This window comes from Klebsiella sp. K-Nf6, from assembly GCF_002806655.1.
GTDB lineage: Bacteria > Pseudomonadota > Gammaproteobacteria > Enterobacterales > Enterobacteriaceae > Klebsiella > Klebsiella variicola.
The window spans coordinates 24804-37757 of sequence record NZ_PIBN01000005.1 but is presented as its reverse complement, the minus strand read 5'-3'; the positions used below and the strand labels follow the sequence as shown (position 1 = coordinate 37757).

The window sequence follows — 12954 nt, the reverse complement described above, 5'->3', positions numbered from 1 at the left end:
CCTCACTTCCCCCCGGTATGCCGGGGGGAAGCGGACAGGGGTTACAGGTAGCTCATCGCCAGGCCCAGGAACAGCACCAGCCCGACGTAGTTATTGTTCATAAACGCTTTGAAGCAGTTATCGCGGTCGCGATTGAAGATAAGCTTCTGCTGCCAGCCAAACAGACCCGCCGCGACAAATAACGACCAGTAGTATTCCCAGCCCAGCCCATTCAGCCAGCCCACCGCGCCCATCAGCACCAGTACGGCCACCTGCAGAATACCGATAATCAGACGATCGTTTTCGCCGAACAGGATCGCCGTCGACTTGATGCCGATCTTAACGTCGTCATCACGATCCACCATCGCATACTGCGTATCGTAGGCTACGGCCCACAGAATGTTGGCGAGGAACATCAGCCAGCAGCTCAGCGGCAGCGATTCACTGACGGCCGAGAAGGCCATCGGGATTGACCAGCCAAAGGCCGCCCCCAGCACCACCTGCGGCAGATGAGTGTAGCGCTTCATAAACGGATAGACCCATGCCAGGGCCAGCGCCGCGACCGACAGCAGAATGGTCATGGTGTTGAGGGTGAGCACCAGCAGGAAGGAGAGCAGCACCAGAACGATAAACAGCGTTCGCGCCTCTTTCTCGGTGACATCGCCGCTCGGTAGCGGACGACGGGCGGTACGCTTAACGTGACCATCAAATTTTCGATCGGCATAGTCATTCACCACGCAGCCGGCGGCGCGCATCAGCCAGACGCCGGCGACGAATACCGCCAGGATCCACAGCGGTGGTACGCCCGGCGAGGCTACCCACAGCGCCCACAACGTCGGCCACAGCAGCAGCAAGGCGCCGATCGGTTTGTCAGTGCGCATCAGGCGATGAAACGCCAACAGCTTATTCTGCGACAGACTCCACTCCATTTTTTCTTCCTCTTAGTACAACGGCGACGCAGGCAAAAACAGCTCGGTCAGCAGCAAGGGTTTGCCGCTCAGCCGCAGACGGGAACGACGCCCCCACAGCGCTGCATCGCGACCAATTTCAATAAAATCGCGGGTTAATGTCGACGACGTGAACAGGTATCGGCCCAGCGGGATCTGCCCGAGCTGCTGTAGCGCCAGCTCCGGACCACACAGCGTCGACTCCGGCACCACCGTGCGCCCGGCCAGCCAGGGCTCGCCATCGGCGTTGAGTATAATCTCCCGCAGCCAGTAGCGCGGCTCGTCAGGTAGCAGCGCCGCTTCGTCAGTCAGCGCCTCACGCTCAATATACCCTTCGTTAATCAGGGTCACGGTGACCTGCTTTCCTTGTTGCTCAAAGCGCTGGGTCATTGAGTCCTCCAGCAGCAGCCAGTCACTCAGGGGCGGCGCCAGGGATGGCATAACGGCAAAATAGCGCAGCGCACGCAGTCGCGTAAGCGCAGGATGGGACATGCCTGATTCTCCGGTACATAACGTGAGAGCATTGTATCGCAGAATAGGCGGTTGGTGGCGGGCAAACGTCAATATACGATCATTCACGCAACAGCCATGCAACAGGCTGCCGCGCGTGCAAAAAAAGGTGCATCCCGGAGGATGCACCTAAAGGCTGTGCCTAAACATCAGCATTGTGGGGAGACGATTACCCCTTGCCTTTTACACTGCTGATAAAGGTGGAACGAGCGGATTTCGAGCCGAGGCGCTCAGCTTCGTTCATCAATTTCAGGGCTTTGTCGATGTCACCTTGTTTCACCGCCTGCTTAATACCGTTGTTGAAGTAGGTTTCGGTATCGCTGAGCATCGGTTCGCTTTTGGCTGCCGGCGCCGCAGCGGCTGCGGCGGCTGGCGCGGCTACCGGCGCGGCGGTATTGCCGACGGTCACCGGTCCCGGGCCGGAAGAGCCGAACAGCGGGCCCACCAGCACGCTGGAGGTGCTATTGGTTTTCACTTTCAGCTTCAGCACGCCATCGGTGGTATGTTTAGCGATCGGATCCGGGATATCCGGGGCCGCATTTCCGGCGCCTTTGGCATAGGCTTTCGCCGGATCCAGCAGGGTCGTGGTCTGCTGAAGATCTTTTTCAGTGGTAAATACCAGCACATAGAGCTTCTGCTGGCCCAACGCCGGAGTCAGGCGCATCACGCCGCCCAGGCGATCGGCGGTCATCACGCCCGGCTGCTGATAGGTAAAGTAGTTGCTGGGGAAGAACGCCGCTGGCGTCATATTCTGATCCAGAATCAGCACGTTCGGCGCAAAAATCTGCTTATGTTTGTTCAGTTCGCTGTCGAGCGTCAGGGTCAGCTCGCCGATATTGGCCGGTACGCTCCAGGCGGCGACCGGTCCGACGATCCCCGGGACATCCAGGCGTTGACCGCCGGTGGTTAAATCAACGCTCTGCGTCTTTGATTGATCGGCAGGCGTCCAGATCAGCTGTTGCAGCGCGCTGGCTGGAATAGACGGCGCGGCGCTGGTGTTCTGCGGTACAAAGTTAACATCGGCAAGGCTCATCCCCGGCACGCATGCCAACATCCCTGCGGATAAACACAGAGCGACGAGAGTTTTCTTCATTTTCATTCTTCTCACCTTGGATAGCATCGGTTTAGCGGTAGCCAGGCAATAGCGCGCTAACCTTGAATAGTCAGGAGGGGCCGATGCCCCTCCCAGGTTACAACCGTCTTACAGGCGGTATTACCACCACACTTCCATCTGGGCACCGAAGGTAACTTCGCTGTCGTCACCGCGGCTGGAGGTGTACATGCCGCTTCCGCTGCTGTCTTTGGTCTGCAGACCAGAGGCGTTGCTGTAACCCCAGTTTTCATCCCACTTCGCGTAGGTTGCGAAGATACGGATAGCCGGACGAGACCAGACGCTGTTGCCTGCCTGCCACTGTTGAGCCAGAGTAATTTTGTACTGGTTGTTGTTTTCGCTGGTACGCTGGGATTTCACGTTGTCGTAACCGATTTCCAGCTGGGTGCTCATGATCGGCGTCCATTTGTACATCGGACGGACACCCACGGTGTACCAGGTAGAACCGTTTTTGCTGTCCAGGTCCACGTCCTGGTACATCGCCACGTACATCAGGCCCCAATCATCGTTGAAGTCCATCGCACCGTGATCCAGAACGCGGATCATGCTGCCGTTGTTATCGATGCTGGTCCCTTGAGAGTGGCCGCTGTTCCAGGAGGTCATCGCGTCAGTCGCGTACTGAACTACGAACTTGTTGAAGCCGCCCCAGATAGACTGGGTATGTTCACCAGTCCACAACCAGCCGTCTTTCGACGCGCCGTCTTCCAGACGATAATCATCCTGCGGGTTCGCACGACCGTAATCGACACCTAACTCCAGCACGCCGCCCGGGTTAGTTTCCAGGCCCGCCAGACGGACGTCAAAGACGTCGTTTGCGGTTTTCGCTGCGTATTTTTTGGTGTCATCGCTGGAGAAAGTGTAAGAGCCGCCGCTTTCTGAGTTGCGGGTAGCGGCCAGAGAGAGCTTGCCGAAGCCAAGGTCAACGTTTTCCAGACCTGCACCCGGGCCGGAGATATCCCAGTAGTAGAAGTCGATCATGTGAACGTCATGACGCTGATAGAAGCGTTTACCTGCCCACAGCGTGGAGCCCGGCAGCCAGTCGATCAGGTTTTTACCCTGGATGTTGGCTTCACGGAACGCCGGAGAGGTGCTTTCCCAGTCATCTTCCTGATTCACGGAATAGGCAACGTTAGTATCGAAATAAAAACTCTTATCCCCTTCTTTCCACAGTTCCTGGCCCAGCTTCAGTTCCGCATAGGTTTCACATTCGTTACCAAGACGGTACTTACTTTGTGCGCCTGTCGCTTTGAAACACTCTTGCTGGCCGCCGCTGCCGGTCCAGCCAATGCCGGAACGCGCGTAACCATGGAAATCGACAGCCAGCGCCTGAGCAGACATAACGCCTGCTGCGACGGCGACCGCCAGAGGAAGTTTGCGCAGAGTAATCATCATTCTATCTCCTGAGATCATTGCTTTTCTTTGAACGCTTCGCCGGTGTACCGCCAGCCGGGTTCGCGCTTTTTTTTAATGGGAAGCCTTACACGCCCGGCTCTTTATGCAGCCGACGACAAGCGGTGCCATCCTCACGGAATAAGTGGCAACGTTCTGGCGGCAAACCGATGGCGAATGTGGCTCCCTCTTCTACCAACACCACGTCATTCTGGCGGTAAACCAGGTTCTGACGGATGGCGGGGATCTGGATATGAATTTGCGTCTCGTGACCGAGCTGTTCGACGACCTGAACCTCACCTTCGAGGGTCACATCGGCGATATCGCTGGGCAGTAAATGCTCGGGGCGGATACCTAATGACATGTTGGCGCCAACCTGAACGTTGGCGCTGTCTACCGGCAGCCAGATTTGCTGGCGGTTCGGCAGTTCTACTTGCACCTGATCGATAGCCGTCGCGGTGACTTTCACCGGCAGGAAGTTCATCTTCGGTGAACCGATAAAGCCGGCAACGAAGCGGTCAGCCGGATAGTGATAGAGCTCCAGCGGTTTCCCGACCTGTGCCACACGGCCGGCGTCCAGAACCACAATCTTGTCCGCGAGGGTCATCGCTTCCACCTGATCGTGGGTAACATAAATCATGGTGCGGGCCAGCCGCTTATGCAGACGGGAGATCTCGATACGCATCTGGACACGCAGGGCGGCATCCAGGTTAGAGAGCGGTTCATCCAGCAGGAAGACGCTTGGCTCTGCCACCAGCGTACGGCCGATCGCTACACGCTGGCGCTGACCACCGGAAAGCGCTTTCGGTTTACGCTCCAGAAGATGCGCCAGCTGTAAGACCTCAGCCACCTGAGTCACTCGCTGGTTAATGACCTCTTTTTTCGCGCCGGCCAGTTTCAGGCCGAAAGACATATTTTCGGCAACGGAAAGATGGGGATAAAGCGCATATGACTGGAATACCATGCCGATGCCGCGCTCAGCGGGCGGCACGTCGTTCATCCGGGTATCGCCAATGAACAGATCGCCGCTGGTGACTGTTTCCAGTCCGGCAATCATACGCAGCAGAGTGGATTTGCCGCAGCCCGACGGTCCAACAAACACGACGAACTCCCCATCCTGGATATCGAGATTGATATCTTTAGATACCACCACGTCGCCCCAGGCTTTCGTTACATTTCGTAGCTGTACGCTCGCCATGCCCTTCTCCCTTCGTTACAACCTGTCACTTAAAGACACATTCAAGATGGGTCGACTATGCGGCATTCCTTAAGCTGGCAAATCCTCCACCCCCCGGCTTTTTTATGGGGGAGGAGATGGGAGGATGAGAGATTGCCTCTCGCCGCGGGGGATGGCGGACGAAGCGTGATTTCGTGATGGGGACGACAAAATTGGGCACTTTTTTCTGTGCTCCAGGACGCAATACGGCCGTTTTTGCAATGGAGATCACACAACCAGCGGGTGGGGCGTAGACCAGGGGAGGATGGAAAGGGGTTGTTAAAAAAGGAAACTCATCATCGTTAAGCCACCGAAGTGTATCCACGAGTACATCACCAAATAGGACGGGTATATGAAAATCAAAACTGGCGCTCGCATCCTCGCGCTGTCAGCACTGACCACGATGATGTTTTCCGCCTCTGCCCTCGCGAAAATTGAAGAAGGTAAGCTGGTTATCTGGATTAATGGCGACAAAGGCTATAACGGCCTCGCTGAAGTGGGTAAAAAGTTTGAAAAAGACACCGGCATTAAAGTTTCCGTAGAACATCCGGACAAGCTGGAAGAGAAGTTCCCGCAGGTTGCGGCGACTGGCGACGGCCCGGACATCATCTTCTGGGCGCATGACCGTTTCGGCGGCTACGCACAGTCCGGCCTGCTGGCTGAAATCACCCCGGACAAAGCGTTCCAGGACAAACTCTACCCATTCACCTGGGATGCCGTGCGCTTTAACGGCAAACTGATCGCCTATCCGGTGGCGGTTGAAGCCCTGTCCCTGATTTATAACAAGGACCTGGTACCGAACCCGCCGAAAACCTGGGAAGAGATCCCGGCGCTGGATAAAGCACTGAAAGCGAAAGGTAAGAGCGCGCTGATGTTCAACCTGCAGGAACCGTACTTCACCTGGCCGCTGATCGCTGCCGACGGCGGGTACGCCTTCAAGTTTGAAAACGGCAAATATGACGTGAAAAACGTCGGCGTAGACAGCGCAGGCGCGAAAGCGGGTCTCACCTTCCTGGTTGACCTGATCAAGAACAAGCACATGAATGCCGACACGGATTACTCCATCGCGGAAGCCGCCTTCAACAAAGGCGAAACCGCCATGACCATCAACGGTCCGTGGGCGTGGTCTAACATTGATAAGAGCAAGGTTAACTACGGCGTCACCCTGCTGCCGACCTTTAAAGGCAAACCATCGAAACCGTTCGTTGGCGTACTGAGCGCGGGTATCAACGCCGCCAGCCCGAACAAAGAGCTGGCGAAAGAGTTCCTCGAAAACTACCTGATGACCGATCAGGGTCTGGAATCGGTTAACAACGACAAACCGCTGGGTGCTGTCGCGCTGAAATCCTTCCAGGAGAAACTGGAAAAAGATCCGCGCATCGCCGCCACCATGGCGAACGCCCAGAATGGCGAAATCATGCCTAACATCCCGCAGATGTCTGCCTTCTGGTATGCCGTTCGTACCGCGGTTATCAACGCCGCCAGCGGTCGCCAGACTGTCGATGCTGCACTGAAGGATGCACAGAGTCGTATCACTAAGTAAGAAAACGGCGGGTAGCGCTTGCGCTTACCCGCCCTACCACTGCGGCTCGGACCGTAGGTTAGGTAAGCGAAGCGCCACCTGACAAATAAGTTTTCACCGCTGTAGAGGATGATCCCCATGGATGCCGTTAAAAAGAAACACTGGTGGCAAAGTCCGCAACTCACATGGTCTGTGATTGGCTTACTGTGCCTGCTGGTGGGTTACCTTGTTGTTTTGATGTACGCCCAGGGGGAGTACCTGTTCGCCATCATGACGCTGATTTTAAGCTCAGTTGGCCTGTATATTTTCGCTAATCGCAAGGCTTATGCCTGGCGCTATGTCTATCCCGGCCTCGCCGGCATGGGCCTGTTCGTCCTGTTTCCGCTGGTCTGTACCATTGCCATCGCCTTCACGAACTACAGCAGCACCAACCAGCTGACCTTTGAACGTGCGCAGCAGGTGCTGATGGATCGCTCTTTCCAGGCTGGCAAAGCCTATAACTTCACGCTGATCCCGGCGGGGGACGAGTGGAAACTGGCCCTGACCGACGGCGAGAGCGGTAAAAACTACCTTTCCGACGCTTTTAAATTCGGCGGTGAGCAGAAGCTGGCGTTAAAAGAAACCGACGCCCTGCCGGAAGGCGAGCGCGTCAGCCTGCGCGTCATTACCCAGAACCGCACCGCGCTGAACCAACTGACCGCCGTGCTGCCGGATGACAGCAAAGTGATCATGAGCTCGCTGCGTCAGTTCTCCGGCACTCAACCGCTGTATACGCTTAGCGAAGATGGGGTGCTGACCAACAATCAGACCCACGTCAAATACCGCCCGAACAATGACGTAGGCTTCTACCAGGCGATTAACGCCGACGGCAGCTGGGGCACTGAAAAGCTGAGCCCGGGCTACACCGTGACGATCGGCTGGGATAACTTCACCCGCGTCTTCCAGGACGAAGGGATCCAGAAACCGTTCTTCGCTATTTTCGTCTGGACCGTGGTGTTCTCGGTGCTGACGGTGATTTTGACCGTGGCCGTGGGAATGGTGCTGGCTTGTCTGGTGCAGTGGGAAGCACTGAAAGGCAAAGCAATTTACCGCGTCCTGTTGATTCTGCCGTATGCCGTACCGTCGTTTATTTCGATTCTGATTTTCAAAGGGCTGTTCAACCAGAGCTTTGGTGAAATCAATATGATGCTCAGCGCGCTGTTCGGCATTAAGCCGGCCTGGTTTAGCGACCCGACCACCGCGCGCACCATGATCATCATCGTCAACACCTGGCTGGGCTACCCGTACATGATGATCCTGTGCATGGGGTTGCTGAAGGCGATTCCGGACGATCTGTACGAAGCGTCGGCGATGGATGGCGCCGGTCCGTTCCAGAACTTCTTTAAAATTACGCTGCCGCTGCTGATCAAACCGCTGACACCGCTGATGATCGCCAGCTTCGCCTTTAACTTTAACAACTTCGTGCTGATTCAGCTGTTGACCAACGGTGGTCCGGACCGTCTCGGCACCACCACCCCGGCCGGTTATACCGACCTGCTGGTGAGCTACACCTATCGCATCGCCTTTGAAGGCGGCGGCGGTCAGGACTTCGGCCTGGCGGCGGCTATCGCAACGCTTATCTTCCTGCTGGTTGGCGCGTTAGCGATTGTGAATCTGAAAGCCACACGCATGAAGTTTGATTAAGGGAGATAACGATAATGGCTATGGTCCAACCCAAATCTCAGAAACTGCGTCTCTTTACGACACACCTGTTACTGCTGATTTTTATCGCCGCGATTATGTTTCCGCTGCTGATGGTTATCGCTATCTCGCTGCGCGAAGGCAACTTCGCCACCGGCAGCCTGATCCCGGATACCATCTCCTGGGAACACTGGCGCCTGGCATTAGGCTTCAGCGTTGAGCACGCGGATGGCCGCGTCACGCCGCCGCCATTCCCGGTACTGCTGTGGCTGTGGAATTCGATTAAGGTCGCCGGCATTACCGCGATCGGTATCGTCGCCCTCTCCACCACCTGCGCCTACGCTTTTGCCCGTATGCGCTTCCCGGGGAAAGCGACGCTGCTGAAAGGGATGCTGATTTTCCAGATGTTCCCGGCGGTGCTGTCGCTGGTGGCCCTGTATGCATTGTTTGACCGCCTGGGCCAGTACATCCCGTTCGTCGGCCTCAACACCCACGGCGGCGTGATCTTCGCTTATATGGGCGGTATCGCGCTGCACGTCTGGACGATTAAAGGCTACTTCGAAACCATCGATGGCTCGCTGGAAGAAGCGGCGGCGCTGGATGGCGCGACCCCATGGCAGGCTTTCCGCCTCGTGCTGCTGCCGCTGTCGGTGCCGATTCTGGCGGTGGTGTTTATTCTGTCGTTCATCGCGGCCATCACCGAAGTGCCCGTCGCCTCGCTGCTGCTGCGTGATGTGAACAGCTATACCCTGGCGGTAGGTATGCAACAGTATCTCAACCCGCAGAACTATCTGTGGGGCGACTTCGCCGCCGCGGCGGTGCTCTCCGCCATCCCGATCACGGTCGTCTTCCTGCTGGCGCAGCGCTGGCTGGTTAACGGCCTGACGGCGGGTGGGGTGAAAGGTTAAGTTTTTTTTGTAACACCGGCCCCAAATTTCAGATGAGGGCCGACGGTCTAGCCGCAATACACGACCCCAACCGGGTATTGTCGCCGTCGCCCTCAGCTGAAAAAGTAAGGCCAATGCCACTGCTATCCTCAACTGGACCCTACATAAATTCTATTTGTGACTGTTGGTCAGCGGCCCTGGAGGCCGCTTTTTTTTATTCGCGTTTCAGGCGATTGGAGTTACACAGCCAGAGCGTAATCACCAGGATCAGGATCGCGGCGGAGTAAATCAGCACCGCCATCGGCGACTCATGGTCGATGATAATCAGGCGTACAATCGCGGTGATGCCGATATAGACGAAATAGCGCAGCGGGAAGTGGAACCCCGACTGAAAATACTTGACGATCAGCGCGATAAACTCGAAGTAGAGGAAGTAGACCACCAGACCTTCCACCAGCCGGTACTTACTGGTCGGCTCCGGGGTAAAGAGGACATCGGCCAGATGCAGCGTCTCTTTCCCGAGGAAGACGATCAAAATAATCCCCAGGCACAGCAGCCCAAGATTCAAAACCGTTTGCATCGCGGTGGCGATAAAATTCACCAGCGGACGATAAACCGACGACATAAATACCCCTCATCATTATGCTTCTTTGAGACCTGTATAACGCAAAAATGTGATCCAGATCGACATTATTCGCTAACTTTTTGCCACCACCGGCGAAGATGTAACAATCACAGCCCAGACGGACGGGTTAAAAAGGAAACAACCATGCTGAAGATTCGTACCGCACGCGCAGAGGATGCGGCTTTACTCAATGAAATGGGCAATGCCAGCTATCGCCATCACTTTGCTCACCTCTGGCATAACGCCGACGAGCTGGCGTGCTACCTGCAACAAGAGTATTCCCTGGCCTCGCTGCAACGCAGCCTGACCGATTCCCAGTGCTGTTGGTTGATTGCTGAAGCCCCCCACCCTGTCGGCTTTGCGAAATACGCCTGTCGTCAGGCGATAAGTCCTGAAGGTCCGTCCGGTACGCTGTTGCATAAGCTCTATCTGCTGCCTGACACAACGGGCCGCCGCTACGGTGAGCAGATATTTCGCGCCGTCGAGGCGAGAGCAAAAGCGGCCAGTGAAAGCTGGCTGTGGCTGGAAGTGCTCGCCGATAACCCCGCTGCGCGCCGTTTTTACGAACGTCAGGGGATGCAGCACGTGAAAGATGTCGCATTTCATTCCGCCAGCCAGCAAAGCACCTTACATATTCTGGCCAAACCGATCTGAGAGGCACTATGCATACCCTTCGGGAAACGGCGATCCGCAACGTCACCAGCGGTGAGAACGTGGTGATATACCAGCCCGCCAACCTGTACGACTGTGTCCTTGGCGATAACGTCTTCGTCGGGCCGTTCGTTGAGATCCAGGGCAATACCCGCATTGGCGCGAACAGTAAAATTCAGTCCCATACTTTTATCTGCGAGTACGTCACCATTGGCCAGCGCTGCTTTATCGGTCACGGCGTGATGTTTGCCAACGACCTGTTTCGCGACGGCAAACCGAATGCCGACCGCGCCAGCTGGGGGCGGATTGAGATTGGCGATGACGTGTCGATCGGCAGCGGCGCCACAATTCTGGCCGTCAGCATCTGCGACGGCGTGGTGATTGGCGCGGGCAGCGTGGTGACGAAGTCCATTACCGAGAAAGGGGTGTGGGCGGGAAATCCAGCCCGCCTGCTGCGGCGGCTGTAAAAAAAATGCCGACCTAAAGGTCGGCATTGCGTCTTAGCTGCGCAAGATTATGCGCGCCAGGCTTTATAACGGTTAATCAGGCCGTTAGTTGAGCTGTCGTGGCTGCTAACTTCGCTGCCGTCTTTCAGCTCCGGCAGGATGCGGTTAGCCAGCTGTTTGCCCAGTTCAACGCCCCACTGGTCGAAGGTGAAGATGTTGAGGATCGCGCCCTGGGTGAAGATTTTGTGCTCGTACAGGGCAATCAGCGCCCCCAGGCTGAACGGGGTGATTTCACGCAGCAGGATGGAGTTCGTCGGGCGGTTGCCTTCAAACACTTTGAACGGCACCACGTGCTCCAGAGTTGCCGGATCTTTACCCTGATCGCGATATTCCTGCTCGACCACTTCACGGGATTTACCGAAGGCCAGGGCCTCGGTCTGGGCGAAGAAGTTGGACAGCAGCTTCGGATGATGGTCAGACAGCGGGTTGTGAGTGATAGCCGGGGCGATGAAATCGCACGGTACCATTTTGGTGCCCTGGTGGATCAGCTGGTAGAACGCATGCTGACCGTTAGTGCCCGGCTCACCCCAGATGATCGGGCCAGTCTGGTAGTCTACCGCGTGGCCGTTACGGTCAACATACTTACCGTTGGACTCCATGTTGCCCTGCTGGAAGTAGGCGGCAAAGCGGTGCATGTACTGGTCGTACGGCAGAATCGCTTCGGTTTCTGCTCCGAAGAAGTTGTTGTACCAGATACCGATCAGCGCCAGCAGCACCGGCAGGTTTTTCTCCGCCGGGGTGGTGGAGAAGTGTTTATCCATCGCATGCGCGCCGGACAGCAGTTCAACGAAGTTGTCGAAGCCCACGGAGAGAATGATGGACAGGCCAATCGCTGACCACAGAGAGTAACGGCCGCCAACCCAATCCCAGAATTCGAACATGTTGGCGGTGTCGATACCAAATTCGCCAACCGCTTTACCATTGGTAGAGAGCGCGGCGAAGTGTTTGGCCACGTGCTTGTCGTCGCCCGCGGTCGCCAGGAACCAGTCGCGCGCGCTATGGGCGTTGGTCATGGTTTCCTGAGTGGTGAAGGTCTTGGACGCCACCAGGAACAGGGTCGTTTCCGGATTGACGTTCTTCAGCACTTCAGCGATGTGGGTGCCATCGACGTTGGAGACAAAGTGCATGTTGAGGTGGTTTTTGTACGGACGCAGCGCTTCGGTCACCATGAATGGACCGAGGTCGGAGCCGCCGATACCGATATTCACCACGTCGGTGATCGGTTTGCCGGTATAGCCTTTCCAGCTACCGGAGATAATCGCTTCGGAGAAGGTTTTCATCTTCTCCAGCACGGCGTTCACTTCCGGCATCACATCTTTGCCATCAACCACAATCGGCGTATTGCTGCGGTTGCGCAGCGCGACGTGCAGAACCGCGCGGTCTTCGGTACGGTTGATCTTTTCGCCGGAGAACATCGACTTAATGGCGCCTGCCAGATCGGTCTCTTTCGCCAGATCCTGCAGTTTAGCCAGCGTCTCTTCGGTGATGCGGTTTTTGGAGAAGTCCACCAGCATCAGATCGTCGAACGTCGCGGAAAACTTAGAAAAACGGTCGCTATCTTTGGCGAACAGCTCGCTGATAGTGACATCTTTCATTTCGTCGAAGTGTTTCTGTAATGCCTGCCAGGCAGAGGTCTGCGTTGGGTTGATGTTTTTCATTAGCAATACTCTTCTGATTTGAGATTGTGACTTCGGTCGATTGTAGCGCCGGTGACGGAAAATTGTGATGATTTTTGTGACTTGTCCCTGACGCCGGTCAGGAATCGGGTCAAAACGAAGTAAAAAGCCCCATTAGTATAGCTATCATAAGGCTTTTTTCTGTTAGCCGCAGGGGCATGAAAAATCCGCATAACCGCAGCGTTGACATAGCTGGTGTTAAGCCTTTATATATCCGCAGTGCTTACGTATTGGTAGGTATCTATTGCTCGCGCA

The 12954-nt window shown here is 56.1% G+C and carries 12 protein-coding genes; 5 read left to right on the top strand and 7 right to left on the bottom strand.

Going from position 1 to position 12954, the window contains the following annotated elements:
• Positions 1-41: 41 nt before the first annotated feature.
• The 5 genes from ubiA to malK form a co-directional block, all read right to left on the bottom strand.
• A complete protein-coding gene (ubiA, locus tag CWM61_RS10260; protein ID WP_023287012.1) occupies positions 42-908 on the bottom strand; it encodes a 4-hydroxybenzoate octaprenyltransferase in 867 nt (288 codons plus the stop codon).
• A 12-nt stretch (positions 909-920) separates the two neighbouring features.
• The gene (gene ubiC / locus CWM61_RS10255; RefSeq protein WP_008807309.1) at positions 921-1418 is read right to left on the bottom strand and encodes a chorismate lyase; all 498 of its coding nucleotides are present in this window, start codon (positions 1416-1418) and stop codon (positions 921-923) included.
• A 187-nt stretch (positions 1419-1605) separates the two neighbouring features.
• On the bottom strand, positions 1606-2535 hold the full coding sequence (gene malM, locus CWM61_RS10250) for a maltose operon protein MalM (protein ID WP_008807310.1): 930 nt from the start codon (positions 2533-2535) through the stop codon (positions 1606-1608).
• Positions 2536-2649: 114 nt separating this feature from the next.
• Positions 2650-3939: a maltoporin gene (locus tag CWM61_RS10245; protein WP_074387359.1), complete on the bottom strand. Its 1290-nt coding sequence runs from the start codon at positions 3937-3939 to the stop codon at positions 2650-2652.
• Between the two features lie 85 nt (positions 3940-4024).
• Positions 4025-5134 carry a maltose/maltodextrin ABC transporter ATP-binding protein MalK gene (malK, locus tag CWM61_RS10240; RefSeq protein WP_100631199.1) on the bottom strand — a complete coding sequence of 370 codons (1110 nt, stop codon included), beginning with the start codon at positions 5132-5134 and terminating at the stop codon, positions 4025-4027.
• A gap of 370 nt (positions 5135-5504) precedes the next feature.
• Here malK and malE point away from each other — a divergent pair, with 370 nt between their 5' ends.
• The 3 genes from malE (at position 5505) to malG (ending at position 9262) form a co-directional block, all read left to right on the top strand.
• A complete protein-coding gene (malE, locus tag CWM61_RS10230) occupies positions 5505-6695 on the top strand; it encodes a maltose/maltodextrin ABC transporter substrate-binding protein MalE (protein ID WP_061156128.1) in 1191 nt (396 codons plus the stop codon).
• Between the two features lie 117 nt (positions 6696-6812).
• A complete protein-coding gene (gene malF, locus CWM61_RS10225; RefSeq protein ID WP_100631198.1) occupies positions 6813-8357 on the top strand; it encodes a maltose ABC transporter permease MalF in 1545 nt (514 codons plus the stop codon).
• Positions 8358-8371: 14 nt separating this feature from the next.
• Positions 8372-9262 carry a maltose ABC transporter permease MalG gene (malG, locus tag CWM61_RS10220; protein WP_002884725.1) on the top strand — a complete coding sequence of 297 codons (891 nt, stop codon included), beginning with the start codon at positions 8372-8374 and terminating at the stop codon, positions 9260-9262.
• A 193-nt stretch (positions 9263-9455) separates the two neighbouring features.
• Here malG and psiE read toward each other — a convergent pair whose 3' ends face one another.
• Positions 9456-9866 (bottom strand): phosphate-starvation-inducible protein PsiE, encoded by a 411-nt coding sequence (gene psiE, locus CWM61_RS10215; RefSeq protein WP_004206282.1) that lies wholly within the window; start codon positions 9864-9866, stop codon positions 9456-9458.
• Positions 9867-10010: 144 nt separating this feature from the next.
• On the opposite strand from psiE, the gene CWM61_RS10210 reads away from it, so the two are divergent.
• Positions 10011-10520: a GNAT family N-acetyltransferase gene (locus CWM61_RS10210; protein WP_100631197.1), complete on the top strand. Its 510-nt coding sequence runs from the start codon at positions 10011-10013 to the stop codon at positions 10518-10520.
• Between the two features lie 8 nt (positions 10521-10528).
• Complete coding sequence (locus CWM61_RS10205) at positions 10529-10984, top strand: acyltransferase (protein WP_032701144.1); 456 nt, start codon at positions 10529-10531, stop codon at positions 10982-10984.
• Between the two features lie 47 nt (positions 10985-11031).
• Here the strand turns inward: CWM61_RS10205 and pgi are convergent, their stop codons facing one another.
• Entirely contained in the window at positions 11032-12681 is a 1650-nt protein-coding gene (gene pgi, locus CWM61_RS10200; RefSeq protein ID WP_064142939.1) for a glucose-6-phosphate isomerase, read from the bottom strand.
• Positions 12682-12954: the final 273 nt, after the last annotated feature.